This window comes from Kribbella sp. NPDC023855, assembly GCF_040639475.1.
Classification (GTDB): Bacteria; Actinomycetota; Actinomycetes; order Propionibacteriales; family Kribbellaceae; genus Kribbella.
In genome coordinates this window covers 483,674-510,316 of record NZ_JBFAAA010000005.1, presented here as the reverse complement: position 1 = coordinate 510,316, position 26,643 = coordinate 483,674, and the positions used below count along the sequence as shown (strand labels likewise).

25 protein-coding genes and 1 pseudogene are annotated in these 26,643 nt (G+C 68.4%); 12 read left to right on the top strand and 14 right to left on the bottom strand.

All coding sequences use genetic code 11. The features are described 5' to 3' along the window. Positions 1 to 17 precede the first annotated feature (17 nt). Entirely contained in the window at positions 18 to 1,571 is a 1,554-nt protein-coding gene (locus AB0F51_RS21405) for a helix-turn-helix domain-containing protein (protein WP_360282445.1), read from the top strand. A gap of 282 nt (positions 1,572 to 1,853) precedes the next feature. On the opposite strand, the gene AB0F51_RS21400 is transcribed toward AB0F51_RS21405, so the two are convergent. From AB0F51_RS21400 to AB0F51_RS21390, 3 genes are read right to left on the bottom strand one after another with little or no spacing between them, the layout of a single operon-like run. Further along, the gene (locus AB0F51_RS21400) at positions 1,854 to 2,870 is read right to left on the bottom strand and encodes an FAD-dependent monooxygenase (protein WP_360282443.1); all 1,017 of its coding nucleotides are present in this window, start codon (positions 2,868 to 2,870) and stop codon (positions 1,854 to 1,856) included. After that, positions 2,867 to 3,394: an isoprenylcysteine carboxyl methyltransferase family protein gene (locus AB0F51_RS21395; protein WP_360282441.1), complete on the bottom strand. Its 528-nt coding sequence runs from the start codon at positions 3,392 to 3,394 to the stop codon at positions 2,867 to 2,869. Before AB0F51_RS21395 ends, AB0F51_RS21400 begins: the two co-directional genes overlap by 4 nt. Further along, positions 3,394 to 4,440: a type III polyketide synthase gene (locus tag AB0F51_RS21390; protein ID WP_360282439.1), complete on the bottom strand. Its 1,047-nt coding sequence runs from the start codon at positions 4,438 to 4,440 to the stop codon at positions 3,394 to 3,396. The genes AB0F51_RS21395 and AB0F51_RS21390 overlap by 1 nt, the downstream gene beginning before the upstream one ends. Before the next feature lie 18 nt (positions 4,441 to 4,458). On the opposite strand from AB0F51_RS21390, the gene AB0F51_RS21385 reads away from it, so the two are divergent. Next, positions 4,459 to 5,274, top strand: a complete 816-nt coding sequence (locus tag AB0F51_RS21385; RefSeq protein ID WP_360282437.1) for a UbiA family prenyltransferase — start codon at positions 4,459 to 4,461, stop codon at positions 5,272 to 5,274. Between the two features lie 186 nt (positions 5,275 to 5,460). On the opposite strand, the gene AB0F51_RS21380 is transcribed toward AB0F51_RS21385, so the two are convergent. Then, the gene (locus tag AB0F51_RS21380; RefSeq protein ID WP_360282435.1) at positions 5,461 to 6,333 is read right to left on the bottom strand and encodes a LysR substrate-binding domain-containing protein; all 873 of its coding nucleotides are present in this window, start codon (positions 6,331 to 6,333) and stop codon (positions 5,461 to 5,463) included. Positions 6,334 to 6,482: 149 nt separating this feature from the next. On the opposite strand from AB0F51_RS21380, the gene AB0F51_RS21375 reads away from it, so the two are divergent. Beyond that, a complete protein-coding gene (locus AB0F51_RS21375) occupies positions 6,483 to 8,003 on the top strand; it encodes an MFS transporter (RefSeq protein ID WP_360282433.1) in 1,521 nt (506 codons plus the stop codon). A gap of 5 nt (positions 8,004 to 8,008) precedes the next feature. Here the strand turns inward: AB0F51_RS21375 and AB0F51_RS21370 are convergent, their stop codons facing one another. Beyond that, positions 8,009 to 8,707, bottom strand: coding sequence for an SRPBCC domain-containing protein (locus AB0F51_RS21370; RefSeq protein WP_360282431.1), 699 nt, complete (start codon positions 8,705 to 8,707; stop codon positions 8,009 to 8,011). A gap of 86 nt (positions 8,708 to 8,793) precedes the next feature. Here AB0F51_RS21370 and AB0F51_RS21365 point away from each other — a divergent pair, with 86 nt between their 5' ends. Continuing rightward, positions 8,794 to 9,411 (top strand): GNAT family protein, encoded by a 618-nt coding sequence (locus AB0F51_RS21365; RefSeq protein ID WP_360282429.1) that lies wholly within the window; start codon positions 8,794 to 8,796, stop codon positions 9,409 to 9,411. A gap of 124 nt (positions 9,412 to 9,535) precedes the next feature. Here the strand turns inward: AB0F51_RS21365 and AB0F51_RS21360 are convergent, their stop codons facing one another. Then, positions 9,536 to 11,056, bottom strand: a complete 1,521-nt coding sequence (locus AB0F51_RS21360) for a lysyl oxidase family protein (RefSeq protein WP_360282427.1) — start codon at positions 11,054 to 11,056, stop codon at positions 9,536 to 9,538. A 288-nt stretch (positions 11,057 to 11,344) separates the two neighbouring features. Between AB0F51_RS21360 and AB0F51_RS21355 the strand changes: the two genes are divergently transcribed. Further along, entirely contained in the window at positions 11,345 to 11,647 is a 303-nt protein-coding gene (locus AB0F51_RS21355; protein ID WP_360282425.1) for a hypothetical protein, read from the top strand. A 305-nt stretch (positions 11,648 to 11,952) separates the two neighbouring features. Here the strand turns inward: AB0F51_RS21355 and AB0F51_RS21350 are convergent, their stop codons facing one another. Then, on the bottom strand, positions 11,953 to 12,726 hold the full coding sequence (locus AB0F51_RS21350) for an SDR family oxidoreductase (RefSeq protein WP_360282423.1): 774 nt from the start codon (positions 12,724 to 12,726) through the stop codon (positions 11,953 to 11,955). A 151-nt stretch (positions 12,727 to 12,877) separates the two neighbouring features. Here AB0F51_RS21350 and AB0F51_RS21345 point away from each other — a divergent pair, with 151 nt between their 5' ends. Further along, the gene (locus AB0F51_RS21345) at positions 12,878 to 15,097 is read left to right on the top strand and encodes a bifunctional SulP family inorganic anion transporter/carbonic anhydrase (protein ID WP_360282422.1); all 2,220 of its coding nucleotides are present in this window, start codon (positions 12,878 to 12,880) and stop codon (positions 15,095 to 15,097) included. Here AB0F51_RS21345 and AB0F51_RS21340 read toward each other — a convergent pair. Next, the gene (locus AB0F51_RS21340; protein WP_360282420.1) at positions 15,037 to 15,870 is read right to left on the bottom strand and encodes a phosphatase PAP2 family protein; all 834 of its coding nucleotides are present in this window, start codon (positions 15,868 to 15,870) and stop codon (positions 15,037 to 15,039) included. The two genes, AB0F51_RS21345 and AB0F51_RS21340, sit on opposite strands and share 61 nt — an antisense overlap. A gap of 209 nt (positions 15,871 to 16,079) precedes the next feature. Then, positions 16,080 to 17,960: a S41 family peptidase gene (locus tag AB0F51_RS21335; RefSeq protein WP_360282418.1), complete on the bottom strand. Its 1,881-nt coding sequence runs from the start codon at positions 17,958 to 17,960 to the stop codon at positions 16,080 to 16,082. 129 nt (positions 17,961 to 18,089) lie between these two features. Here AB0F51_RS21335 and AB0F51_RS21330 point away from each other — a divergent pair, with 129 nt between their 5' ends. Beyond that, positions 18,090 to 19,268 carry a hypothetical protein gene (locus tag AB0F51_RS21330; RefSeq protein ID WP_360282416.1) on the top strand — a complete coding sequence of 393 codons (1,179 nt, stop codon included), beginning with the start codon at positions 18,090 to 18,092 and terminating at the stop codon, positions 19,266 to 19,268. Here the strand turns inward: AB0F51_RS21330 and AB0F51_RS21325 are convergent. After that, positions 19,265 to 20,026, bottom strand: coding sequence for an SDR family oxidoreductase (locus AB0F51_RS21325; protein WP_360282414.1), 762 nt, complete (start codon positions 20,024 to 20,026; stop codon positions 19,265 to 19,267). The genes AB0F51_RS21330 and AB0F51_RS21325 overlap by 4 nt on opposite strands. A gap of 63 nt (positions 20,027 to 20,089) precedes the next feature. On the opposite strand from AB0F51_RS21325, the gene AB0F51_RS21320 reads away from it, so the two are divergent. Continuing rightward, positions 20,090 to 20,689 carry a helix-turn-helix domain-containing protein gene (locus AB0F51_RS21320; RefSeq protein WP_360282412.1) on the top strand — a complete coding sequence of 200 codons (600 nt, stop codon included), beginning with the start codon at positions 20,090 to 20,092 and terminating at the stop codon, positions 20,687 to 20,689. Positions 20,690 to 20,713: 24 nt separating this feature from the next. After that, a complete protein-coding gene (locus AB0F51_RS21315; RefSeq protein ID WP_360282410.1) occupies positions 20,714 to 21,418 on the top strand; it encodes a M50 family metallopeptidase in 705 nt (234 codons plus the stop codon). A gap of 1 nt (position 21,419) precedes the next feature. Here the strand turns inward: AB0F51_RS21315 and AB0F51_RS21310 are convergent, their stop codons facing one another. Further along, complete coding sequence (locus tag AB0F51_RS21310; RefSeq protein WP_360282408.1) at positions 21,420 to 22,451, bottom strand: aldo/keto reductase; 1,032 nt, start codon at positions 22,449 to 22,451, stop codon at positions 21,420 to 21,422. Between the two features lie 110 nt (positions 22,452 to 22,561). Here AB0F51_RS21310 and AB0F51_RS21305 point away from each other — a divergent pair, with 110 nt between their 5' ends. Then, positions 22,562 to 23,062, top strand: coding sequence for a DinB family protein (locus tag AB0F51_RS21305; RefSeq protein ID WP_360282406.1), 501 nt, complete (start codon positions 22,562 to 22,564; stop codon positions 23,060 to 23,062). On the opposite strand, the gene AB0F51_RS21300 is transcribed toward AB0F51_RS21305, so the two are convergent. Together AB0F51_RS21300 and AB0F51_RS21295 are read right to left on the bottom strand one after the other, a co-directional pair. Beyond that, positions 23,055 to 24,191: a hypothetical protein gene (locus tag AB0F51_RS21300; protein ID WP_360282404.1), complete on the bottom strand. Its 1,137-nt coding sequence runs from the start codon at positions 24,189 to 24,191 to the stop codon at positions 23,055 to 23,057. The genes AB0F51_RS21305 and AB0F51_RS21300 overlap by 8 nt on opposite strands. Further along, complete coding sequence (locus AB0F51_RS21295; RefSeq protein WP_360282402.1) at positions 24,191 to 25,057, bottom strand: exodeoxyribonuclease III; 867 nt, start codon at positions 25,055 to 25,057, stop codon at positions 24,191 to 24,193. Before AB0F51_RS21295 ends, AB0F51_RS21300 begins: the two co-directional genes overlap by 1 nt. A gap of 80 nt (positions 25,058 to 25,137) precedes the next feature. On the opposite strand from AB0F51_RS21295, the pseudogene AB0F51_RS21290 reads away from it, so the two are divergent. Continuing rightward, a pseudogene (locus AB0F51_RS21290) lies at positions 25,138 to 25,878 on the top strand (winged helix DNA-binding domain-containing protein); the annotation flags it as partial. A gap of 34 nt (positions 25,879 to 25,912) precedes the next feature. Beyond that, positions 25,913 to 26,290, top strand: a complete 378-nt coding sequence (locus AB0F51_RS21285; protein ID WP_360282400.1) for a crosslink repair DNA glycosylase YcaQ family protein — start codon at positions 25,913 to 25,915, stop codon at positions 26,288 to 26,290. Here the strand turns inward: AB0F51_RS21285 and AB0F51_RS21280 are convergent. Continuing rightward, positions 26,287 to 26,640, bottom strand: a complete 354-nt coding sequence (locus AB0F51_RS21280; RefSeq protein ID WP_360282398.1) for a VOC family protein — start codon at positions 26,638 to 26,640, stop codon at positions 26,287 to 26,289. The genes AB0F51_RS21285 and AB0F51_RS21280 overlap by 4 nt on opposite strands. Positions 26,641 to 26,643 lie beyond the last annotated feature (3 nt).

Sequence of the window (26,643 nt, the reverse complement as noted above, 5' to 3'; positions counted from 1 at the left end):
AAGAGCACAATAACCTCATGATCACCGTGCCTGACCTGGTCGTTGCCGTCGGACCTGCCCTGTTCGAGATCGTCGTGGCGGGCCAGGGCGACGGCGAGGTGCGGGACATCTTCCTGGCGGATCCGCAGGAGTCAGCGACCGGGCAGCCCGGTGACCTGGTGCTGGGCTTCGGCCTGGGAAGCCCGGAAGAAGCGGTGGAGCTACTAGGGCGCTGTGCCGTCGGCAACGCCTCTGGTCTCATCCTGCGCACCACACTGGCTCAGGACCCCGTCGTGGTGGCCGAGGCCGAGAAGTGCCGGCTCACGCTGGTCGCACTACAGCCGACAGTCACCTGGGCGCACGTGGTCTGGCTGCTGCGTGGCGTGATCGACAGAGCGGCTGCACCCGACTCCCCCGCGGCAGGCGACGCCGGAGTACACCAGGAGCTCTTCGCACTGGCCGATGCCGCCGCAGCCATTGTCGATGCGCCAGTGACCATCGAGGACAACCAATCCCGAGTCCTGGCCTACTCGAGCCTCCATGACGTGAGTGATACCGACCCGACCCGGGTGTCGACGATTGTCGGCCGGCGGGTGCCTGCTGAGGTCATCGCACACTTCCGGGCCCGGGGAATCTTCCGGCGGCTGGCCCGGTCGAGTGAACCGTTCCTGGTGCCCGACGGGCCTAATGGGATCCGCCCGCGTCTCGTAGTACCGGTGCGGGCTGGTGGTGAGTGGCTGGGGTCCATCTGGGCGGTAGTGGATGGGCCGGTGAGTGCAGAGGTGACTACTGAGCTCAGCAACGCGGCATCCGTGCTTGCACTGCACCTGCTGCGGCTACGGGCCCAGGCAGATGTCGCCAGGCGCAGTGCCATCGACAGGCTGCGTACTGTGCTCCGGCAGTTCTCCCCAGACACTCCACTCGACGTACGGCTCCCACCGCCGCCGTGGCGGGTGGTAGCCCTCGGCTCGCCCGCCGGGTACGACGTACCCCAGGAGCTGGATCTGTGGGAGTCCACTGGTCGCCGTCACGGCTGGAGCGAGCCGCAACTGGCCGACCTCGACGGCACCGTCCTAGCGGTCGTCTCCGACGGCGACGGCCCAGGCTCCTGGCGCTGGCTGCGCAAACTCGTCACTGACCTGGCCAAAGACTTCCCCGGTACTACGGCCGCCGCCGGCGGGCCTGCACGTGGCGCAGCGGACCTCCCGAGCTCCCGGGCCGAGGCGGTCGAACTGCTGGGCCTGGTACGCCGTGGACTCGCGCCCGGCCCGGCGTTGCGGGTGGAGCAGGCGTGGCACGTACTCACTGTTCACCGGGCGGTCACTTCGCTCGACACCACCAAGCTGGACGGGCCGCTGGCGATCTTGTTGCGGCACGACATCGAGCACGACACCGCGTTCGTCGACACCTTGCAGGCCTGGCTGAACTATCCAGGTCAACCGCAACAGGCGGCGAAACAGCTGCATCTGCACACGAATACCTTGCGGCACCGGATGAAACGGATCGGCGAGATCGCCAAGCTGGACCTGTCGAGCCCGCGCGAAAGGCTGGCGCTGCAATTGCAGATCGCGGCCGTGCGGACCGAGCACTGAGACATAGGCCACAGGCTCAGGTAACAAGGCTTCATATTCCGGCAACGGATGGGCAACATCCGGCTGGCAATCTTTAACTCAGAAACACCGAGAGCTTGTCCCAGCCTTTCACCAGGAGGCTGGGGCCAGATCGTTCCAGCCTTTCACCAGGAGGCTGGAGCACCCGTTCCGGCCTTTCACCAGGAGGCCGGAGCGACCCCGGGCGAGCATTTCACCAGGATGCTCGGCCGCCGTGCTGGGCCCGGCGATTGTCTGAGCGATCGCCGGGCCCACGCGTGTTTTCTAGGTCAGTTGGTTGACGATGGCCCCGAAAACCCCGGGCAGCCGGGCTGCCGCCGGGACGATGCGGGGAGCGAGCAACGATCTGTTGCGGGCCCAGAGCAACGAACCGGTGAGGAACCGGCATTCCCAGGAGACCCGGCGCCAAGCTGCCTCGTACTCCGCTGGGCGGTCGGCCTGCACGCAGCGGACCAGCTCGGCCGAGGTGCGCAGCGCGACGGCGATGCCTTCACCGGTCAGCGCGTCGACGTAGCCGGCTGCGTCGCCCACCAACATCACCCGACCGGCGACGCGACCGCGGACGCGTTGGCGGAGCGGGCCGGCGCCTAGTACAGGTGTTGCTGGGGTGGCTCCTGCGAGTCGGCGCTTGAGAGCGGGGAAGGCGTCGAGGTGAGAGTCGAAGGAGCCGCGGGCGGAGGTGAGGATCGCGACACCGACGAGGTCGTCAGCCACCGGCGTCACGTAGGCCTCGCCAAGAGCTGACCAGTAGACCTCGACCAGGTCACACCACGGCCGCACAAGAAAGTGCTGCCGGAGACCCCGCCGAGGCTCCTCACTACCAGCCACTCCTAGAGATAGTTGGCGGCGGATTGGGGAGTGGAGGCCGTCGGCGGCGGCTAGGTAGTGGGCTGTGATGCCGGCGGCGGTTACCGAGTTGAGGGTTTGGGTGATGGCTTCGACTCGGGTTGGGATGACTGGGATGTCGAGTTCGGCGAGGCGGTCCGCGAGGGCGCGCTGGAGCGTAGTACGGCGTACTCCTAGTCCTGGGCCGGCGCGGAAGCGGGCGTCGACGGCATGGTCGGCGTCGAGGTAGCGGATGCCGTAGAACGGCCGCCCCTCCAGGCGCACCCCGAGGCGCCCCAAATACTCCGTCGCGCTCCAGGCGATCCCCTCGCCACAAGCCTTGTCGATCGGCGACGAACGCGGCTCGACGACCACCACCGACAGACCGGCGAGCGCGGCTCGAATCGCAGTGGCCGCACCGGCCGGCCCTGCACCGGCGACAAGGAGGTCGATCACTTCGTCAGCGCGGAATCCAGCGCCGCTTCCTCGGTGCGGATCCGGACCGCCAGCAAGGGAATGTTCAGCAGCAGGAACACGGCCGCCGTCACCCACGCCGTGTGCACCAGCGGCAACGCGATCCCCTCCGCGACGACGGCGACATAATTCGGATGCCGGATCCACTGATAGGGGCCTGCAGCAACCAACTTCAGCCCCGGTACGACGATCACGCGGGTGTTCCACTGATGCCCGAGCACCCCGATGCACCACCAGCGCAACCCCTGCGCCAGCAGCACCACGGCGAACATCGACCAGCCGAGCGCCGGGATGAACGGCCGGTCCGCCACGATCGCCTCGACCAGGCAACCGGCGAGGAACCCGGTGTGCAGCAACACCATGAACGGGTAGTGCCCCTTGCCGGACTCCACCCCGCCCCGCTCGAAACTCCACTTCGCGTTGCACAGCGAGACGGCCAGTTCGGCCACCCGTTCGAGCCCGACGGCCAGCACGAGGACGACGTACCACCACAACGACGAGTCCATCACCACTCCAGGAGTACCAGCTCGGAACAGAAGCCTGGGCCCATTGCGAGCAACACGCCCATCCCCGAAGGATCCAGGCGGAGGGTGTCACCGAGCACGTGCAGGACCGAGGACGACGACAGATTTCCGACCGCGTCGAGTGATTTCCAGGTCAGGTCGAGCGCGCCCGGACGCAGGTCGAGTGTCTCCGCGACCGCCTCGAGCACCTTCGGCCCGCCCGGATGACTCACCCAGGTCCCGATCTCCGGAACGGTCAGCCCGTACTCCGCCAGGAACGCGGTGACGTCACCGCCCAGGTACTTCCGAACCACCTCCGGTACGTCGGCGCCGAGCACGATCCGGAAGCCGCCCGAACCGACGTCCCACCCCATCACTCGCTCGGAGTCGGGATAGAGCCGCGATCGCGTCGCCACCACCGAAGGCCCGGCGGCAGCGCAATGCGCGGAACCTGTCAGCACCACCGCGGCCGCTCCGTCGCCGAACAGCGCACCGCCGACCAGGTTCGGCAGCGAGGAGTCGTCGCGTTGCAGAGTCAGCGAGCACAACTCGACCGACAGCAGCACCGCGACGTGCGTCGGCCAGCCCTTGAGGTAGTCGTGCAAGCGCGCGATCCCGGCCGCTCCTCCGACGCACCCCAGCCCGAACAGCGGCATCCGCTTGACGTCCTCGCGCAACCCCAGCCGTACGGCGACCCGCGCGTCGATCGACGGCGCGGCCACGCCTGTCACGGTGGTGAACATCAGGACATCGACGTCATCCACGGTCAGCCCCGCCGCCTGCAGCGCGCCGGACACCGCCTCCGCGCCCAGGTCGACCGCGACCGAGATCCACTCGTCGTTGGCTTCGCCAAAGTCCTTCAGTACGGCGTACCGCTCCAGCGGCATCGCCAGGTGCCGGTGAGACACGCCCGCGTTCGCGTGCAGCCGGCGAAGCAGGGCGAGGCCTTTGCCGTCGGGCAGGCAGATGTCGGCGAAGGCGTCGGTCAGGTCCTGCTGCGGATAGCGGTGCGGCGGCAACGCCGTCTGGACCGCGGCGATCCGCGTCATCGTGGCATCGTTGGGTCGGTGACCCGGTTGAGAGTCGTCCGCGGACTCGCGATGGCGAGCCATCCAGGGCCGACCGTTGCCGTCACCACGCTGGTGACGGTGGTCGCGTGGTCGGCGGGCCGCAGCCCCGCCGGATGTCTGTTGGTCGCAGCAGCAATCCTCACCGGCCACCTCTCGATCGGCTGGAGCAATGACGCGATAGACGCCACCCGCGACACCAGTGTCCACCGAAACGACAAACCAATCGTCCTGGGACTGGTGAGTCGCAGAACGTTGTGGATCGGCGCGAGCGCGATGGCGGTCGCGTGCGTACCGCTCTCACTGGCCAGCGGAGTGCTCGCCGGGCTGGCGCACCTGGTCGGCGTGGCGGCCGCGTGGGGCTACAACCTCGGTCTCAAGTCGACCCGGATCTCCTGGCTCCCCTACGCCGTTGCCTTCGGCCTGCTCCCGTCGTTCGTCACGCTCGGCACGTCCGGCGACTGGGCGCCTTGGTGGGCATCAGCCGCCACCGCACTGCTGGGAGTCGGCGCGCACCTGGCGAACGTAGTACCGGACCTCGCGGACGACCTGGCCACCGGAGTACAAGGCTGGCCCCAGCGACTCGGCCGCCTAGCCCAGTACGCCGCTCCGCTCCCCCTCGCCGCCGCAACCACCCTGCTGGTAGTAGCCCCACCCGGCCCAATCGGCGCCGTCGGCTGGCTAACCCTCATTCTGGTCGCCGCCCTGCTGACCATCATCGTCCTCTGGAAGAACGCCCCCTTCCTGATCACCATCGCAGTCGCCGCGGTCAGTATCACCACCTTGGTCCTCCGAGGGGATGCTCTAACCCACTAAGTACTACGCGGCGACCACCAGCAATCCGTCGCTCCCGGCTGAGGCCGGCTGGCTCCGCCGCTTACTGCGGAGTGGCTCGGAGCGCTCGCCTGCGGTGGGTGGTGCGCTACCAGCAATCCGTTGTCCACGGCTGGGGGCGGCTGGCTCCGAGCGGTACTGCGAAGTGGGCCGAAGGGCCTCCTGTGTCTACTCAGCTGGTTTGAGGGGGGCGGTGGTGCCGAGGATGGCTGCTGTTAGGGCTTCGGCTGGTTCTTTGGCGGCTCGGGGGTTGGTGATGAGGACCAGGTCGATGGCGGGGAGTTCGGGGAGGCCGGCGCTGGGTGGGGGTTCTACCAGGTCGGCGGGCATCAGGGAGCGGGCGAAGATGGCGATGCCCAGGCCGGCGCGGACGGCGGCGAGGACACCGTTGACGCCTCGGACTATGCAGGTGATGCGGCACGAGCGGCCCGCTTGCTCGAGGGTTTGGACGCCGAGTGAGCGGCTGATGCTCGGCGCCTGGTAGGCGACCAGTGGGACCGGTCCGTCCGGGGCGATCCGGGTGCCCGCAATGCCCGCCCACACCAGCGGGTCCCGGCGGACGACGCGGCCGTTGGGTTCGTAGCCGCCGCCGAGGCTGTGCTTCACGTAGGCGAGGTCGAGGTGACCCGACTCGACCCGGCGGAGCAGATTGGGGCTCTGCGCAACGGTCAGTTCGAGGTCGATGCGCGGGTACAACTGCCGGAAGTCGCGCAGGATCCGCGGCAACGGCGTCAGCGCGAGATCGTCGGTGACCCCGAACCGCAACCGCCCGCGCAGCTCCGAACCAGTGAAGTACCCGGCCGCTTCCTCGTGCGCAGCAAGGATCGTCCGGGCGAAACCAGCCATCGCCTCACCGTCGGCAGTGAGCGTCACCGTCCGCGTGTCGCGCACGAACAGCGGCCGGCCGACCGCCGTCTCGAGTTTGCGGACATGTTGGCTGACCGTTGGTTGCCTGATGCCCAGACGTTCGGCCGCCTGGGTGAAGCTGAGCGACTGCGCGACCGCCAGAAACGTGCGTAACTGGTCCGGGTCATAGGCCACCGTCGCTCCTCCACTGCCGTCATCATTGCGGGACGCAATAAGACTAATAGGAGTAATTCGCTGTCGGAATCCAGTGTCCAGCCCTGAGGATGGAAGGGACCTCCCCTGCCAAAGTCCACCCAAAAAGTCCACCTTCCTAGGGATGACTCTTGACCACCCGGGCCACCGGTTCTGTCCACCCCGTCCCCGACTTCCACACCCATCGCACCTCGACCACCCGTCCTGACGACAGCCGGCGGAGGCCTGGCTTCCGGGACACCTTCAGCGCCCTGCAGGTGCGCAACTTCCGCCTCCTGGTCAGCGGCCTCTTCGTCAGCTCGACCGGCGGCTGGGTCCAGCGCATCGCCCAGGACTGGCTGGTCCTGACGCTTACCGGCAGTGCCACCGCGGTCGGCATCACCACCGCCCTGCAGTTCCTGCCCACCCTCCTGCTCGGCCTGTACGGCGGTGTCATCGCCGACCGTTTCCCCAAGCGCAAGGTCCTGCTGGTCACCCAGTCCGCGATGGGCGCGGCGGCCGCCGTGCTCGCCGTCCTCGCTTTCACCGGTTCGGTCCAGGTCTGGCAGGTCTACGCGCTGGCCTTGTTCCTCGGCATCGCGGTCGCCGTCGACAACCCCACCCGGCAGTCCTTCGTCAACGAACTCGTCGGCAAGGAGCGGCTGCGGAACGCGATCAGCATGGTCTCGTCGACGTTCCAGCTCGGCAGCCTGATCGGCCCGGCGCTCGGTGGCGTTCTGCTCGGCACGATCGGCGCCGGCTGGGCCTTCGCGCTCAACGCGATCACGTTCTTCGGGTCGATCTCCGCGCTGCTGATGATGCGTGAACACGAGATGCCCGGGCTGCAGGCCGCGCGCCGGGCCAGCGCCGGGATGCGGATGCGTGACGGTCTGCGCGACGGCGTGCGGTACGCGTTCGACGAGCCGGCCGTCCGCTGGGCGATCGCCCTGGTCGGCATCTACGGCATGTTCACGATCAGTCTGCCCGTCACGCTCACCGCGTTCGCCGACCGCGTCTTCCACACCGGAGCCACCGGGTACGGCGTACTGAACTCCGTCGTTGCCGCCGGCGCGTTGACCGGTGCGCTGCTGTCTGCGCGGCGGGTCCGGCCGACCAGGCTGCGCAACCTCGTCGGGATCGCCTCGATTCTCGCGGTGACCGAGATGGTGGCGGCGATCCAGCCGTCGCTGTGGACCTTCCTGCCGTTGCTCTGCGGACTCGGCATGGCCACGCTGATGTTCCTCACCGCTGCCCAGTCGATGGTCCAGCTGATCACCCCCGACGGGCTCCGCGGCCGGGTCGCCGGGATCTACAGCCTGGTCTTCGTCGGCGGCGGCGCGATCGGCGGTCCGACCGCCGGCTGGATCGCCGAGCACTGGGGCGCCCGTACTGCGCTGTTGCTGGCCGGCCTGGTCCCGGCCGTCGCGACGGTTGCCATCGGCATCAAGCTCGCCCGGGACGGCCGGTTCCGGGTGATCGTCGTCCGGCGGGCGCAGCGCTCACCGTGGTTGCAGCCACCGCGACTCGGGCTGGCACAGACCGAAGTACGGGTCGAGCGGCCGGCGGCGCCGCGGATCGAGCGGCCCATCACCATCGCGAGACGGCACCACCAGCGCAGCGGCGATCGCCCGCACCCGCGGCGTACCAGGAAACGGCCTTTGAAGCATCGCTGAGTGCCTCACTGGGTGAGGTAGAACTCGGTCAGCCACGACTGCCAGGCGTCCTCCAGGCGCTCGGCGTCGTGGCCGGGCCCGTAGTAATGGTGGCCGAGGGCAACGGGCATGCCGAGCAGGCTGCGGTCGTGGAAGCGCAGCAACGAGTTCTCGGTCTGGATGCCGAGATGGCTCGGGCCGTCGTAGTCGACCTCGCCGAGGATCGTGCCGAGCCCGTAGACGTCCAGCTCGACCTTGTCACCGACCGCTCCGCCGATGGCTTCGCGCAGTTTCTGCCAGGCCTCCACGGTGCCCGACCACGCGGGGCCCTCAGCAACCACATAGGTGGCGGGCTGGGAGTTGAAGCCCGACAGGTAGAGCTGCATCGTGTGGAAGTAGAAGTCCCAGCCCCGCGCAGTTGCCTCGTACTCCGCCTCCCAGTCGTCGCCGGTGAACCCGGCCTGGGCGAACCGCAGTACCGTCGACCCGTCGTCCTGCGGCTCGATCAGATACTCGAAGACGCCCGCCGCACCCCGTACTGCGAACCCGCTGCCCGGCTCCCAGCGCAAGAGCTCACCGTCCGCGAGCTGCCCGTTCTCGTCGGGTGACGGATCCATCGGCGCGAACCACGCGGTCAGGCCGGCCTCCGTCGCGATCGCGTCCCACACCTGCTCCGGGCTCGCTTCCAGCGGAACCTCGACCTCGATCCGGCGTTCCTGCGTCATCGTCCTGCTCCTGTCGATTCCGGCGACCGCGTCCGCCGAGCGATATTGTCCTCACCATCATGCGTCGCCGGTGAAATCATCGGCGCATGGGTTTCGAACTGCACGGGCCGTTGCTCGAAGGATCGCTGGTCAGGCTGGAGCCGCTGGGTCATCAGCACGCGGCCGATCTGGCCGTCGCCGCCGAGGCGAACCGCGACTCGTACAACATGACCTGGGTGCCGAGGGCCGAGGAGGTCGGCGACTACATCGACGCCCAACTCGGGCGGGCCGCGGCAGGCGTGCTGGCGCCGTACGCGCAGATCTCGCAGGAGTCGGGGCGCGCGGTCGGCTCGACCTCCTACTGGGATCCCAGGAAGTGGACGGGCGACGACAAGCTGTCCGCGATCGAGATCGGCTTCACCTGGCTGGCCTCGTTTGCCCAGGGCACCGGCATCAACGCCGAAGCGAAGTACCTGCTGTTCCGGCACGCGTTCGAGACGTGGGAGGTGGCGCGGGTCGACCTGAAGACGGACGCGCGCAACAGCCGGAGCCGGGCCGCGATCGAGAAGACCGGAGCCACGTTCGAGGGCGTACTGCGGAACTGGTCGCGGTCCTGGGCGCCCGGGGAGCAGGGCCGGTTGCGCGACTCGGCGATCTTCTCGATCATCGATACCGAATGGCCGGCGGTCAAGAAACAGCTGGAGACCCGGCTCGCCCGCGTCTGACCAAAGCAGCTGGCCGGAGGAGCGGACGAGGCCGGCGGATGAGACCGGCGGCCCTCCCCCAGGAAGGGCCGCCGGCGGGCTTGAGTCAGAGCATCAGGTCAGAGCAGCAGATCAGGGCATCCGGTCAGGGAGCGTCGATCAGACCGACCGGCGGCACCTTGACCGTGCGGTGGTGCAGCGTGCCGCCCAGGATCACCTTGCGGAGGGCGACGTTGTTGCTGGTGCTGGCCTCGACCAACCGGTTCTCCGGGTTCGCCTTGACCTCGATGAAGTACTCACCGTTCGGCAGGTTCGTCACGTCGAAGGACTGACCCGGCCGGAACTGCGCGTAGGTGTCACCCGATCCGACGTCCAGCACCTCACGCACCGACAGCGAGCTCTGGCTGCCGCACGCGGTGTGCAGGTCGGTGTTGGACGGCTTCCAGTTCGCGTTCTTGACCGTGTAGTCGATCGCGTCGGTGGCCGCCAGGCAGAACGCTTCCTTCTGGCTGCGGACGACCTCGGTCTGCTTCGCGTTCAGCAGGCTGTAGCGGGCGAAGTCGGTGAAGTGCCAGTGGGTGTGGCCTTCGCGCGGGTCCCACTCGAGCGTGCCGGTGTTCTGGTGCCCGATCTCCTTGCCGTTCGCGTCGTAGAAGTACTGGTACGCGTCCATCAGGTCCTTGCCCTTCTGCCGGAACCCGTCCAGGACGAGCGGCGACGGGCCCGCGTTCCACACGGTCGCCGAGAAGGCCAGGTAGTCGCGGTTCGCCTCCGGCGTACCCTGCTCGCCCGGCCCGATCTGGATGCCCCAGGCCGGCACCGACCGCAGGTCCGGCTTCGGCCCCTTCGGCACGGCCACCCGTCCGGTCGGCCGCTGGGCCTTCGGCTTGAGGGCGGTCGGAAGGGCGGACTTGGCCGCCTTCGGCGCGACTCCGGCCTTGGTCAGGTGCTTCACCTTGGCCGCGGCGAAAGCCTGCTTGCAGCCTTCGGTATGACCGCCACCGTGGCAGTCCTCGGCCTCCTTGACCGTCACCTTCACGGTCGCGGCCGAGTCGTAGGCACCGATCTTGAAGTAGTCCCGGTAGGCCTTGTTGACGGTCACCTTCGCGGTGTACTTGCCCACCGGCAGGTCCACCGTCTCGCTGTCGTAGTACCCCGTGGTGTTCGACGACCAGCCGGCCTGTAGGCCCCAGACCGCACCGAGGGTGAACGGGTTGCCCCCGCAGCCCTCCGGGTACGGCGAGGTGGCCGGCGCGTCCGGCCGGGTCCGCGAACCCTCACCGTTGAGACAGAACGTGCGGTCCTTGTCGTAGACCTTCTTCCCCTTGGCATCGGTGATGGTCAGGTGCAGGAACTTGGCCAAGCCGCCGAAGTCCGTCACCGCACCGGCCGGCAGCGCCTTCGGCTTGCCGTTGACCAGTTGCGTGGCGACGATCGGGTCCTTGTACGACTTGCGGGTCGCCCGCACCTCGACCGGGCTCTTGCCGGCCACCATGTGGGTGCCTAGGTCGAGCACGACGCCGCCACCGTCCGGGTAGCGGTCCAGCGTCACTTCGTTGCTTGCAGCAACAAGTTTGAGTTGCGGCTCGGCGGCCGCTCGCGTCGTGGGCGACGCTGCGCCGGCGGCCCCCGCCGCCAGCACGACCAGCGTCGCGGCACCGGTCACGGCCACCGCCGTACGACCGAACTTCTTCGGAACAGTGATGATGTGATCCCTCCCCTGTCGGGCCGACCCGCCTCACACAGGTCCTGAAGCCCTTCGTGTGAAGAGACTCCCGAGCACCCTCCAAGGTTGATTTCAGTTCCGTGACAGTTGCGTCACAGCCACTCACGCAGGGTTAGCGATGGCCAGGCCTTGCGCGGAGCCAGTGCCGGTCACAGGCTGAACAGAAGGCCCCTCCGCCCCAGGGCACCCGACCTACTCGGCCCTGCCGGCGGAAGCGTGAGACCCCTGATGACCACTCCTCCCCCCGAACCCACTCCCTGTCCGATCCTCCACCTCGAACTCGGCCCCCTGGACCTGAACCTGCTGGGGTTGCACGTTCACCTGAACGAGGTTGTTCTGGACATCACCGCCATCCCGGGCCCGGGCAATCTGCTCGGCAACCTCCTGTGCGCCATCGCCGGGCTCCTCGACGGCGTCGATCTCGGCAGCGTCCTCGGCGATCTGTTGCAGAACCTGATCGACGCACTGATCCGGCTGCTCGAGGGACTCGGCGGCGGGGGCGCGGCACGACCGGCGGTGCCGCCGGCGTGACCGGTCCGGACGGCGGCCCGACTCCCGATCACCCCGTCGAACAGACGACCGCTGACGTTGAGCGCCTGCGGCAGGTCCTGCTGCAGGCCGGTCGCGGGCAGGTCGACCCAGCCCAAGCCCGCGACCAGCTACAAGCCTTCTGGAAGGCAAACTCACCGGTCCTGAAGGCTCTGGCAGCGTCATTAGGTGAGCAACTCCGCGTGCAGCTCCTGCAGGCCCTCTACGACTGGCGGGCGAACCTGAACACCTCCGTGACTTCGCGTCACCAGCAGGGGCGCGACACCTCGTCCGGTCGACGCCGCGCCTCAGATGGCGGAGGTGACGCCGCCGTCCATGGTGATGATGGCGCCGGTGACGTAGCTGGCCAGCGGTGAGGCCAGGAAGGTGGCGACGTTGGCGATCTCGGCGGGTTCGGCGGCGCGGCCGATCGGGATGCTGGCGACCATCTCGGTGAGCAACTCTTCCTTGGGCCGGCCGGATGCCCGGACCGCGGCTTCGAGTCCCTCGTCGACGCGGCCGGTGCGGGTCAGCCCGGGATTGATCACGTTCACCCGGACGCCGCGATCGGCGTACGCCTTCGCGTAGCCGACGGAGGCGAGCATGAGGGCCGCGTTGGCCGCGCCACCGCCGATGTGCAGCGGGTTCGCCGCCCGGCCGCCCTGCCCGACCACGTTGACGATCGCGCCGCTGCCGCGCTCGGCCATCCCGCGGACGACCGCCTCGGTCGCATGCATGTAGGTGAAGTACTTCGCTTCCATCGCCGCATGCAACGCCTTGCTGTCCAACTCGTCCGCCGGCGTACGCCGGGCCGCGCCCGCGCAGTTGATCAGCACATCCGGTACGCCGATGCGCTCGAACGCCGCACCCGTCGCCTCGGGGTCGGTCAGGTCGATCGCCTCGACGTCGAACCTCAGCCCCTTGGCCGCCAGCTCCTGCTGGGCAGCGGCCAGATTGCCGGGATCGCGGGAGATTCCGACCACCTTCGCCCCCTCCCACAGCAACGCCTCGACACAGGCCAGTCCGATCCCCTTGCTCGCCCCGGTCACGACCGCGGTCCTCCCGGACAGTTGCAGATCCACCTGTTCGCCTCCTGCAGTAATTGGTCGCCGTTGGCAACGAATTGGAATTACTGGTCGTCGGGCCTTGATCCAGCCGGTACTATCAGTAACCAGATCGACACTCTTTGTTTCGACGTTCTGTTGCTGTCAGCACCCAACGCCGGAGGGACCCGTGCCGAGCATCTCACCCAATCATTCACCGCCTTCGTCCGAGGCTGCGCACGACCGCAGCTCGTGGAGGTCGGTCCTTCGCCATGACGCACCGGCTTCACTGGTCGTCTTCCTGATCGCAATCCCTTTGTCACTGGGGATTGCGGCCGCATCCGGAGCCCCGCTGATCGCCGGGCTCGTCGCCGCCGTCGTCGGCGGCATCGTCGCCGGCGCGCTCGGCGGCTCCACCTTGCAGGTCAGCGGCCCCGCCGCCGGTCTCACGGTGGTCGTGGCCGGTCTGGCCACGCAGTACGGCTGGGCCGCCACCGCAGGTATCACCTGCGCCGCCGGCCTTCTGCAGATCCTGCTCGGCGTCACCCGCATCGGCAGGCTCGCGCTGTCTCTCTCCCCCGCCGTGGTGCACGGCATGCTGGCCGGGATCGGCGTCACCATCGCCGTCCAGCAGCTGCACGTGGTGCTCGGCGGGAGTGCTCAAAGTTCCCTGATCGCCAACCTGGCAAAGCTTCCCGCACAGTTGGTCGCCCACCATCCGGGCTCGGTCCTGGTCGGAGTTCTGACCGTGGTGATCCTGCTCGTCTGGCCCCGGTTGCCCAAGGTCAGCATCGTTCCGGCACCGCTGGTCGCAGTGGTGAGCGTCACCGCCATCGCCGCGGTCTTCCTGGCCGACGTCACCCGCGTCGACCTGCCCGCCGAACCACTGAAGGAGCTCATTCCTCCCACTCTGCCGGCCGGCGGCCCACTGGAACTGGCGACCGCGGTGCTCACCGTCGCGCTCGTCGCCAGCGTGGAGTCGTTGCTGTCAGCCGTTGCCGTGGACAAGCTTCACCGCGGCAAACGCAGCAACCTCGATCGCGAACTGGTCGGCCAGGGCGCGGCGAACGCGATCTCCGGTGCGCTCGGCGGGATGCCCGTCACCGGTGTGATCGTGCGCAGTTCCACCAACGTCGCCGCCGGTGCCCGCAGCCGGGCCTCGGCGATCCTGCACGGCGTCTGGATCGCGGTCTTCGTGCTCGCCGCGGGCGCGATGCTCGAACTGATCCCGATGTCCGCACTGGCCGGCGTCCTGCTGGTCACCGGTTTACGGCTGGTTCAACTGGCCCACATCCGCACGCTCAAACGCCATGACGAACTTCTCGTGTACGTCGTCACCGCGGCGGGCGTCGCGGTCCTCGGGCTGGCCGAGGGAGTGCTGGCCGGCCTCGCCCTGGCGCTCGCCCGGGTGCTGTATCGGTTGTCCAGGGCAACAGTCACGGCGACCGAGGAGAACGGCACCTGGATCGTCCGGATCCGCGGCACGCTGGTCTTCCTCGGGGTGGCGTCACTGGTCCGGACCCTGCGCACGATCCCGGCCGGCGCCCCGGTCCGGGTGGATCTCCAGGTCAACCACCTGGACCACGCGGCGTACGAGGCGATCGAGGACTGGCGGCGTGGGCACATCGCGCGGGGCGGCTCGGTCGAGCTGAACCGCGCGGCGTTCCGCGCCGCCCTGCACGGCGGTGCGGGCCGCCGGATCGTTCCCTGGCAGCACCACCAGGTGGTGCCGGAGCTCGACCAGCGCGCCGCGATGCTGGACGGGATCCGCAAGTTCGAGGCGTCGGCCGATCCGATCCGGCCGATGATGGCGCAGCTGGCCGCGAACGGCCAGAAACCGACGCAGTTGTTCATCACCTGCGCCGATTCGCGGATCGTGCCCAACATGATCACCGCGACCGGCCCGGGCGACCAGTTCTGCGTGCGCAACGTGGGCAACCTCGTTCCGCCGTACGGGTCGAACAGCAGTTCCGTGGACGCGGCGGTCGAGTACGCCGTCGAAGTGCTGGGCGTCGCGTCGATCGTGGTCTGCGGTCATTCGCACTGTGGTGCGGCAGCCGCCGCGCTGGAGTCGTCCGCTCAGGACGGAACAGCACTGCAGACCTGGTTGAAGCACCTGGAACTGTCGGTACGCCGGGCCGATGCGCTGCCCGACATCATCGATCCGGTGACCGGCATCAAACTGTCACCGGCCGACAAGTTGTCCGTCACCAACGTGGCCGTGCAACTGGAGAACCTGCGCAGTTTCGCCTGCGTTCGCAAGGCCGAGGAGGCCGGTCGGCTCGAACTGGTCGGCCTGTACTTCGACATCGGCGCGGCCGCGGCCCGGCTGGTCCTCGAGCGCGAGCCCTACCTGGTTCGCGCGGACGAGGAACTCGCCACCACCGCTCCGCCTCCGGTCGACACCTGATCGGCACCGGCGGGTGTGCTGTCCCGGCGCACCCGCCGGCTGTCGAACACCAGGACCAGCGGGATCGCCAGCCCGATCGCGATCAGCCCATCGAGCCAGTAGTGGTTGGCCGTCACGACCACCACCGCGAATGTCAGGACCGGATGGGCGATCCACAACCATCGCCAGCGGGAGCTGGTGGTGCGAATCAGGAACACAGCGACCATGAACGCCCAGCCGACATGCAGACTCGGCATCGCCGCGAACTGGTTCGCCAGCCCACTCTCGGCATCGGCGCTGTAGACCGACTGGCCGAGCAGCTGAGCCGTATCGATCCACCCGTACTGCGGAAACATCCGCGGCGGCGCGAGCGGGAAGACCAGATGCCCGATCAATGCCAGCCCGGTCAGCGACGCCAGGGCCCAGCGCGCCCTCGAGTACTCCGCGGGGCGGCGGATCAGCAGCCATCCGAGCACGATCGCAGTGAGCGGGAAGTGCACGCTCGCGTAGTACCGGTTGGCGGCCTCGGCGAGACCCGGAATCTGCAAGGCGAGGTTCTGGACCTGAGCCTCGCTCGGCAGACCGAGCAACGCCTGAAGATGTCTCAGCGCATCGGCGTTCCCGAAGGCGGCTCCCGCATGCTGCGCCGAGATCAGCCGGCCGAGGTTGTACGCGCCGAAAAGCACAGCGAGCAGAGCGAGCTCGCGGAAGATCCGTTTCCGTCGGGCCCGCTGGTCGGGCGGCGACATGGCCGGCAGGTGCTCCAGTGGTCGGCTGAGAGTTACCTGCGCCATTCGCCCTCCCCGGAAACCGAACGCTCGTTCTTCGAGATTTCAGCCTGCGCCTGGAACCGGGCAGAAATCAAGAACGGTCATTCGTTTTCCGCTGTGATCCCGGCCGCATCGGTGGCCGGGAGCGGTGAGGAGGTGTCAGACAGTCACCCTTCGGGAGGCGACCAGGTCACCGGCGTCGAAGCCGTCGGCTCGGAGGAGCTGGCCGGCGGTCACGTCGAGGATGTCGATGCTGAGCGGCGTCCGGTCAGGTCTTCGGAACTGATCGGCCGGTCGTCGAGGTACAGGTCGACCCGGTCAAGACCGGCCGTGTCCAGGACGGCCGTCAGCTTCGTACCGGTCAGTGAGGTGGAGACGTCGAGTCGCCGGTTCGGCATCGCCGCGAGCAGGGCTCCGGCCGCGTCGAGGAGATCGACGTTGCCTTCGAGCAGGTCCCGGCGGGTCAGCTGATGAGTCGAATCGGGCCTGACGCCGAGGTCCTCGACCGGCGTACCGGACAGCTCGCCGACGCGCAGGGTCCGGCGGATCGAGACGCGCATGTTCGCGCCGTTCGGCAAGGCTTCGTACGGCGAGGTCGGGTCCGGCGGCTGCGGCTCGTTGAGCAGGGTGGCGAGCAGGCCATGGGTCCAGACGTTCGCGCCACCCGCTCCGGTGTTGTCGTCGACACCGAGGATCTTGCCGATCTGGTGGTCGGCGAATCCGGCGGCGAAGATGTCCGTGGCCGAGTAGACCCGGGCGTCGGTGATCAGCACGACCGGTCCGTAGTACGTCTGGCCGATCGCGTTCGCGCCGTCCTCGGGCGTGATCGGCTTCGCCGCGGAGTACGCCGCACCCGTCTCGGTGGCCAGGTCGAGCGACTCGAACCAGGGCCCGAGGTCGATCCCGGCCGGGTTGTCCTTGTGCCTTCGGCAGATCCGCAGGTTGAGCGGCGTACTGATGAACTGCACCGGCTCGGGGGCGATGCGCCGCGGCGTCAGCGTCTGCAGGGTGAACTCGCTGGCGTAGATGTGTCCGCCGCCGTTGTCGCGGACGTCGATGATCAGGCCGTTCTGCGGCAGGGCCGCGGCGAGCCGGACGAACTCGTCGCGGAAGGCGACCGGGTCGGTGACGCTGAACGTGAACATGCGCAGATGCCCGAAGGTGCCGTGTGCCGTGGTCACCTCGCGAGCGCGGAAGACACCGGGCATCGTCGTCGGGAGGTCGGCGCCGCCGACGGCCTGCGGCTGCGCCAGCTGGGCAGAGCTCTGGCCTTGTTCGAGGTCGACGACCTCACGCACGTAGAGCGCCTTCTTGGCTCGGCTCTTCTCGTCGGAGTCCAGGTCAAGACCCATCAGTGCGGCGGCCGGCGTGAGCGCGTCGAGGTCAGTCATCGGCGGCAGGTTCGTGGTCACCTTCCACTGCTCGCGCAACTCCTGGGCGGAACCGTCGAGGCCGAGGTAGCTCAAGGTCACCCAGTCCTCGTCCGGGGGCGACTGGATCACCAGTGGGCGCAGGGTCAGCGACTCGAGTCCGCGCGCCAGGTTCGCCGCTTCGTTGCTCCCGGCGAACTGGGCTCCGTTCAGCGCGACGGCGCGGGCGATCGGCGTACCGTTCCAATGCGTCACCTCGGCGCCGGGGCCGAACTGCGGAGCGGTGTAGCCGGTGACGGTCCGGGTGACGAGGTAGTGCTCACCGGTCGAGTCGAAGCACTTCTCGATCATGAACGGCAGGAACGCGATCTTGCCGGCGAACGGCGCGGGCAGCAGATAGTTGGTGTGCAGGTCCCGGACCGAGTGGAAGATGCTCGACATCCGCCGGTGGAAGATCCACTCGGCCTCCATCGTCTCGGCGTTCTGGCGTTCCATCCTCGCGCGCATCACCCGCAAGCGCTGCAAGGGATTGACGGCATGCATCGCCATCTTGAGCTGCAGGTGGACGTAGTTCTGCTCGAGCAGTAACAGGGCCTGGTCGACGAGCAGTTTGCGCTGGCCCAGCGTGAGTGACCCCGCTGTCTGCAGGAACTGCGGCAGCGGGACGACTGCGGCCGCGGCTGCTTTGCGGGTGGTGGTGGACTTCCGGGCTTTCTTCGTAGCGGTCTTACGGGTTTGCGCCATGACTCTTTCCCCCAACGAGGCGGCCCCTCCCCTGGGCCGCGGTTCCCCCACCGTCCTGCGCGGTCTGGTTGATGTCAACGGCTCGTTGTCCTCGTGGCCAACGGCGTGCTGGTGCACAACCATCGAGAGATGAGGATCAGACGCTGGTTGTTGACCATCGCGGTGGTGACCGCCGTCTGCACCGCGCCGGTCCAGGCTGGGGCCGCCGCTTCGTTTCCGCGCATCGACGCGACCGGGATGCAACTCGTCGCGGGTGACACCTTCGCGACGTACGGCGCCCGGATCGCGGCGCTCGAACAGAAACCAGGGCTCGCGCCGGTCGGCGTCACCGAAGTACTGGCGGCTGCCAACCGGACCGGGCGCAACCTGTGCCATCCGACGTACCTGACGGCATCGCTCAACCCGCAGGGGTTCTGCTGGCAGGACGGTGAGGACGACGACCTGAACGTCTGGATCCCGCAGGGAGTGACCGGCTCGGGCGATGCCCAGCCCGCCGGCGGGGCTCGAAGGGTGGTGGCCGCGACCTGGCACAACGCCGACGACAGCGCGATCCGGGTGTCGTTCGTGGACCTGAGCACGAACAAGTACCGGCACGTGCTGCTGGTCGAGCCGACGGGGACCGGCAACTTCGCTGCCATCGCCGGGCACGGCCACGGCCTGTACTGGTCGGGCAACACCCTCGTCGTGGCCACCGGAGGATCGGTACTGCGAACCTTCGACCTGCGGCACATCTGGCGGACCGACACCAGCACCGGCGAGGTCGGATTAGGGGCCGACGGCAAGTATCACGCCCTGTGGCACGCCTTCGCCCTCCCTCAGACCGGCGCCTACTGGTACGCCGGTGGCGGCTGTGCCAACACCACCGGCGTCAAACCCTGCTTCGCGAGTCTCGCCCTCGACCACTCCGGGAGCGGATCGTTCGTCGCTGCCGAGCACACCACCCGTGGCGGCGGCCGGATCGTCCGCTGGCCGGTCGACAAGACGACCGGCCTACCGCCCTTGAACGCCGGCGGAGTGGTGCAGGCGATCGAGGCCTTCAACTCACCCGTGTGGGGAATGCAAGGCGCTGTGTCGTACGGCGGAAAGTTCGTGGTGGCCGGCGTCTGCCCGGAGTACGCGGACAACATCGGCGACGGGGTCGACTACCCGAGTTGCCTGCACCGCGGTACCGGCGGTGTCTCGACCGCGGTCTGGACCAAGGCCCCGAAGAACACCGAGAACCTGTCGTACTGGCCGGCCACCAACGAACTCTGGCTGCTGAGCGAACAACTCCGGGAACGGGTGACCGTCCACATCCCTTGGAGCTAACGGGGCCCTAGAAACAAGCCCCCACTGGCGTCGATGATCTGACCGGTGATCCAGCGCGCCTCCTCGGAGGCGAGGAAGGCGACGACGTCGGCGACATCACCTGGTTCGCCGAGACGGTCGAGGGCTGTCCCGGCGGTGATCTGGGCGACCAGGCCCGGTGCCTCGAAGCTGGCTCCGTTGGTGGCCGAGCGAGTGGCACCGGGCGCGACCGCGTTCACCGTGATCCCCCGAACCCCGAGCTGATTCGCCAGGGTCAGGGTCATCGTCTCGATCGCCCCCTTGGTCATCGCGAAGGAGGTCTGGGCGGGGTTCGCCATCCGGGTGGCCACCGACGAGAGCGCGATGATGCGCCCGCCGTCGGGCAGCAGCGAGAGGGCGCGCTGGATGATGAAGTACGGCGCCCGCACGTTCACCGCGAAGAGGTGATCGAACTCCGCCCGCGTCGTGCTACCGATCGGACCGGCCGGCGCGGCTGCCGCATTGTTGACCACGATATCGAGCGGCCGCCCGGCCAGGACCGCCTCGACTCCGGCGAAGAGCGTCTCCACATCATCGTCCCCGCCAAGCTCCGCCCGTACTGCGAACGCCGTTCCGCCGGACCCTTCGATCTGGTCGACCGTCGCCGCCGCGCCGTCCTTGTCCGTGCCGTAGTGCACGACGACCACGGCTCCCCTCGCCGCGAGGCGGATCGCGATCGCCTGCCCGATTCCGCGCGACGCTCCGGTCACCAGGGCGGCCTTGCCGGTCAACTCGGTCATCCCGACTCCTCTGTTAGCTACTACCAATGTGTTAGTGACTACCACGATGTTAGTGTCTACCACATGACTGGCCACCTCCGAGAGCGTCGCCGGCTCGAGACGCAGCGGATGATCCAGACGCAGGCGGTCCGGCTCTTCGCCGAGCGCGGCTACGACGCCACCACCGTGGCCGACGTCGCCGAGGCCGCGGGGGTCTCCGCGATGACCGTCTACCGGCACTTCCCCACCAAGGAGGACCTCGTCCTTGTCGACCAGCACGCCTCCGACATCGCCGAGCGGATCGCGGCGTCCCCGCCTGACCTGCCGCTGGTACGCCGGATCGGTGGCGCGCTCGTCGAGGGAGCCGCCGCGTTGACCGAGGACGGTGGCGGCAAGGGTCAGTTCCTGCTCGCGCGGCTCCAGTTGATGATTTCGACGCCGGCCTTGCGCGCCAAGCATCTCGACAACAACTACGTCCTGCAGCAGGCCATCGTCGGCGCCCTCGGGTATGACGCGAGCGAGCCCGACAAGCTGTTCCAGGCCGAAGCAGCAGCCAGTGCCTGTCTGGCAGCGCTTCACACGGCCTTGGTGCGCTGGGCCGAGGAGGACGGCCGGTCCGATCTACCCGGTCTGATCGGCATGGCACTGGCCGCGGCTTTCGGGGACGCCTCCACCGGCGCCTGACCACCTGCCTGCAAGGATGTGCTGATGGGTGAGGTTTGGGACAACATCACGAGCGCGCAGCCGGCCGCCTCGACCACCGTCGTCATCGGTACCGGGCTGCTCGCGTTCCTGCTGATCGCCTGGCGGCCGGTGTGGCGTCAGACCCGGCAGGTGGTCACGATCGCCCATGAGGGTGCCCATGGCCTCATCGCGCTCCTGGTCGGTCGTCAGCTCGCCGGCATCCGGCTGCACTCCGACACGTCGGGTGTGACGGTCTCGCGTGGCAAGCCGGACGGCGCGGGCATGATCGCCGTCCTCCTGGTCGGCTACCCCGGACCGGCGCTCTTCGGGATCGGCGCGGCCTTCGTACTGGGCCAGGGGTACGCCGTTGCGCTGCTCTGGGGTCTCCTGCTCGCACTGCTCCTGCTACTGCTCCAGATCCGCAACCTGTTCGGCCTCTGGTCGGTAGTTGCCTTCGGCGCCTTGGTGTTCGCCGTCTCCTGGTGGGGCTCGGAGCAGGTGCAGTCGGGCTTCGCGCATCTGCTCACCTGGTTCCTGCTGCTGGCCGCTCCGCGCGCAGTACTGGAGCTGCAGCACTCGCGTCGGCATGGCGGTGGCCGCAGCTCCGATGCCGATCAGCTCCGGCGGCTGACCGGCGTACCGGCGATCCTCTGGGTGGGCTTCTTCGGCATCCTCACGCTGGCCTGCTTGGCCCTCGGCGTCCTGTGGTCGGGCGTACTGCCCGATTGAATTAGCTGCGGCCGCCTTCGAGGGGGCGGTCGCGTTGGGTGGTGCCGGGGCCGCCGTACGGGTAGTCGGCTGCGCCCGGGTCGCTCGCCCGGTCGAGGTGCTCGGTTTCCTCGGCCGTGAGGTGCAGACCGGCCGCGGCGAGGTTGTCGTCGAGTTGTGCGGTGGTGCGGGCGCCGAGGATCACCGACGTGATCGCTGGACGATCGACAAGCCATGCAAGCGCCACCTGGGCCATCGAGATGCCGCGCGCCTCGGCGATCGCGCGGACCGCCTCGACCACGTCGCGGACTCGCTGGTTCTGGCTGCGGCGATGCCAGGACTCGACACCGCGGTTCGGGTCCTCGCCCAGCCGGGTCGCACCGGTCGGCTCCTCGTCGAAGGAGTACTTGCCGGTCAGCCAGCCACCACCCAGCGGCGACCACGGCAGCAGGCCGAGACCGTTCTCCTGCGCCGCCGGGATAATCTCCCACTCGATCTCCCGCACCAGCAGGTTGTACTGCGGCTGCAGGGTGACCAGAGGCGACCAGCCGCGCCTGTCGATCAGGTCGCACGCCTTCTGCAGTTGCCATCCAGTGAAGTTGGAGACACCGCCGTACAGGATCTTTCCGGCTCGTACTGCGTCCTCCAGGAAGCTCAGGCTCTCCTGCAGCGGGGTGATCGGGTCCCAGGCGTGCAGCTGGTACAGGTCGACGTGATCCACCCCGAGCCGGGTCAGAGACGCATCGAGAGCCTTGCGCAGATGCCGCCGCGACGTACCGATGTCATTGGGCAGCTCTCCCATCGGGAACCGCCCCTTGGTCGCCAGTACGACGCTGTCGCGCGCGCCCGACTTGGCCAGCCAGCTGCCGATGATGTTCTCCGAGGCGCCGGTCGTGTAGACGTCAGCCGTGTCGACGAGGTTGCCGCCGGCCTCGACGTACCGGTAGAGCTGCTCGTGCGAGCCGGCCTCGTCGGTCTCGTTGCCGAACGTCATCGTGCCCAGCGCGTAGGTCGAAACGACGGTGCCGCTGCTGCCCAGAGTGCGGTATTCCACGACTGCTCCTCGCTCGAGACGACTTGTCCTGACAACACTAGACCGCAGCTCGCTGGAACTGTCCGAGGTGCGCAGTAGCCTGGCGGCGTCCGCGGATGAAGGGAAATTCGATGAACATCAGCGAACTGCTGCTCGACGGGTTCGGCCGGATTCAGGAGGTCGTGCGGGAAGCCGTCGACGGGCTCGACGACAAGACGCTCGCCACCAGACCCGACGGTGCCGGCAACTCGATCGCCTGGCTGGTCTGGCATCTGACCCGCATCCAGGACGATCACCTCGCCGACGCAGGTGGCTATGAACAGGTCTACACGGCCGACGGCTGGCACGAGCGACTCGGCCTGCCGTTCGACGCGGGTGACACCGGATACGGGCACTCTGCCGACGACGTCGCGGCCGTGCAGCTGTCCGGCGAGCAACTGCTCGGGTACTACGACGCCGTCCACAGCCGCAGCCTCGAATACTTGCAGGGCCTGACCGACGACGACCTGGACCGGATCGTCGACAAGAACTGGAATCCACCGGTGACACTCGGGGTGCGGCTGATCAGCGTTCTGTCCGACGACCTCCAGCACGCCGGACAGGCTGCCTACGTGCGGGGGCTGCTCAGCTGAGCGTGGTCTTCCAGAGGGTTGCGGGCTGGTCGGTGGGGCCGGCGACCAGGTAGAGGGTCTTGCCGACCAGTTTGGCGTCCTTCACGACGCCTTCCGGGCCGGTCGACTCGCGGACCGTCCAGTTGCCGTCCTTGCCGCTGACCACCTTGACCTTGTTGCCTTCCGCAACGACCTGGTACAGCTGCCCGTTGTCCTCGACGGGCGGCGGCAGCTTGTCCTTGTCGCCGACCGCGATGGCCGGGACGTTCTGCAGCCGCTTGCCCTGCGTGCCGTCGACCTGCCAGAGCGCCAGCTCGTTGTCGACGAACCCGGCGATCGTGCAGGCCGTCGCGCTGCTACAGGTGGCGGAGTTGCCCTGGCTGCGATCACCCAGCTCGGGCAGCTCGATCCTGCTCCAGCCCTGGTTGACGTCGGTCGATCGCCACAGAGCCGTCTCCTGCTGGACGACGTTCGGCGCGAGGCGGACCTGCGAACCGACCAGCAGGATCCCGTTGCCGGCGGCCGTGGCGAAGTTCGGGCTGAGCAGCAGCGACGGAGTGCTCTCCAGTGGCGTCTTCGCCGACGGTTGCCGCACCCATTGGTCGGTCCCGCGCGGCAACCAGATCGCCCCGTCCAGGCCTGTCTGCGCACTTCCCCACGACCCGGCCAACGCCTGACCGGTCGGGGTGATGACCGCGGAGTACAGAGCTCCCGCGGTCTGCCCACCGAACGTGTTGAACTCCTGCGGGTACTCGATCAGCGCCTTGGCCGAGCCGGTCCACACGGTCCAACGGGTGTTGGCGTGGGCTCCGCCGGGTGCACCACCCAGTGCGAGCAGCCGCTGGCCGTCGTACGCGATCGAGTACCAGGTCGCCTCGAACGCGTACGGACTCTTGGGCTGGACCTTGATCTCCTGCCGGCTGCCGTCCGCCTGCTGGAGCAGCAACCTGGGCGCGACTTTCGCACTGCGGTCGCGCAGCCCGATCAGCAACTGCTCGCCGCGCGCAGTCAGTACTACGGGCTCGGCGGGCAGCTCGACTTTCGTCCACACCACCGCTGCGGCAGCCTGCGGTGCGGCCTTGTCCTCGGTGCAGCCCGCGATGACGAGGGTGAGCGCGCCGACGAGCGCGGCCAGGCGGAGGCCTCTCATCAGCGGTTCTGCGGAAGCTTGGTGGTCTTCTTCTTCGCGCCGCGTGGTGCCGACGGCGGCGGCACCATCGGCCCGATGTCGCCGTCCGGCGCGCTGTCCAGGTCGACGATCACCGGAGCATGGTCGCTCGGGCCGGTCCCCTTGCGTGCCTTGCGGTCGATCCAGGCCGCGCGCACCCGCTCGGCGACCGGGGTGGTCGCGAGCATCAGGTCGATCCGCATCCCGAGGTCCTGGTGGAACATGCCCGCGCGGTAGTCCCAGTAGCTGAACACGCGCTCGGTCGGCCAGCGGTCCCGGACCACGTCGTGCAGCCCGGTCCCCATCAGGTCGGCCAGCGCCTGCCGCTCCGGCGCGGTCACGTGCGTCGAGCCGATGTACGCCGCGGGGTCGAAGACATCGGCGTCGGTCGGCGCGATGTTCATGTCACCACAGACAATCTGGTCGGCGGGCCCGGCCGCGACGACGTCCTTCAGCGCGGCGAGCCAGGCCAGCTTGTACTGGTAGTGATCCGAGTCGGGCACCCGCCCGTTCGGCACGTAGAGGGAGTAGACCCGCACCCCGCCGCACGTCGCGGCGATCGCCCGCGCCTCCGGATCGGGAAAGCCCGGCGCACCGGCGACTCCGGTGACGACGTCTTCGAGCCCGACCTTGGAGAGCAGCGCCACGCCGTTCCACTGCGCCTGGCCGTAGGTGACGGTCTCGTAGCCGCGGCCGGACAGCTCGTCACCGAGCAGCTTCGTGAACGCGTCGTCCGCCAGCTTCGTCTCCTGCAGACACACGACATCGGGCTGCCGTTCGTCCAGCCAGCCCAGCAACCGCGGCATCCGCTGCTTCACCGAATTCACATTCCAGGTAGCTACTCGCACCCGCCCTACGGTAGCTCCCGGACAGCTCCCGCGCCCGCCCTTCGCGCCGCCGATCTCACCTCTGGTCCTGCCTTGCGGAGGTGTGGTCGGATGTCCTGGTGAAGATCAGCGCCGCGGAGCTCAATCGGGCGACGCTTGCCCGGCAGTTGTTGCTGGCTCGGGAACCACTCACCGTGCTCGAGGGCACCCGCCGGATCGTGGCGATCCAGGGCCAGCACCCGGCCTCGCCGTACCTGGCGCTCTGGAACCGGCTGGTCGACTTCGATCCGGCAGACCTGGACACCGCGTTCGCCGAAGGTCAGGTGGTGAAGTCGACGCTGCTGCGCGGCACCTTGCATGTCGTGCATGTCGATGATCACCTGCCGTTCCACCTGGCCATGCAGCCGATGTTGCGGTCACACCTCGGTCAGGCGCGCTCTGGTGGGCTGGCGCCCGAGGCGGTGTACGCCTTGATCCCAGGGCTGGTGGAGTTCGCCGCGGAGCCTCGTGGCACTGCGGCGATCGAGCAATGGCTCAGCGAACGCTGCAGCGCGCCCGGCAAGGCCGTCTGGTGGGGCATCCGCAACTTCGCACCGCTTCTGCACTCCCCGACCGGCGGCCCCTGGTCGTTCGGCCAACGTCCCTCGTACGTCGCGGCCGCGCGCCAACCCGGCCCGTACTCCGCGGAACTCGCCGACAGCATGCTCGAATCGCTCGTCTGGCGTTACCTGGAAGGGTTCGGCCCGGCCTCGATCGCCGACATCGCGCAGTTCGCGTCACTCACCCGGACCCGGGTCCGCCGCGCGGTCGAGGCACTCCGCGAAAAGCTCGTCGAGCTGCAAGGCGCTGACGGCACCGACCTGTACGACGTACCGGATGGGCCCCGGCCGGCCGGCCGGAGACACGCCGGCTCCACCACGGTTGATGCCGATGTGGGACAGCACTTTGCTGGGTTACCTCGATCGCTCGCGCATCGTGCCGACGGAGTACAAGGCCGTCGTCACCCGCACCAACGGCGACGTCCTCCCCACTCTCCTGGTGGACGGCCGCGTCGCCGGCGTCTGGCGCACCACCCCTGACGGCATCGAGGCCACCGCCTTCCGGCCGCTGCCCGCGAAGACCTGGAAGGCCCTGGCCAAGGAGGCCGAGGCCCTCAGCACCTTTCTCGAATCCCGCGACCCCACCGTCTACTCCCGCTACAACAATTGGTGGCCAACACTCCCGCCTGGCGACACCCGCTTGTTGTCGGGTTAGTCCACGCAGAGGCAGAACGGGTGGCCGGCCGGGTCCAGGAAGACGCGGAAGGTGGTGCCTGGTTGGTGGTCGTGTTTAGTGGCGCCTAGTTCGAGTACTGCCTTCTCGGCCGTGTCGAGGTCCTCGACCATGATGTCGAGGTGCATCTGCTGCGGCACCTGCTGCTCCGGCCACTGGGGTGGCCGGTAACCCTTGACCGGCTGGAAGCAGATGCACTGGTTGTCCGTCCGGATCTCGGCCCAGTCGTCCGAGACCTGGACCTTCCAGTCCAGCAGGGCGCCGTAGAAGGTGGCCAGCTCAGCGTGATCAGCACAGTCGAGGACGACGCTCGGGAATTGTCCAATAGGCATGGA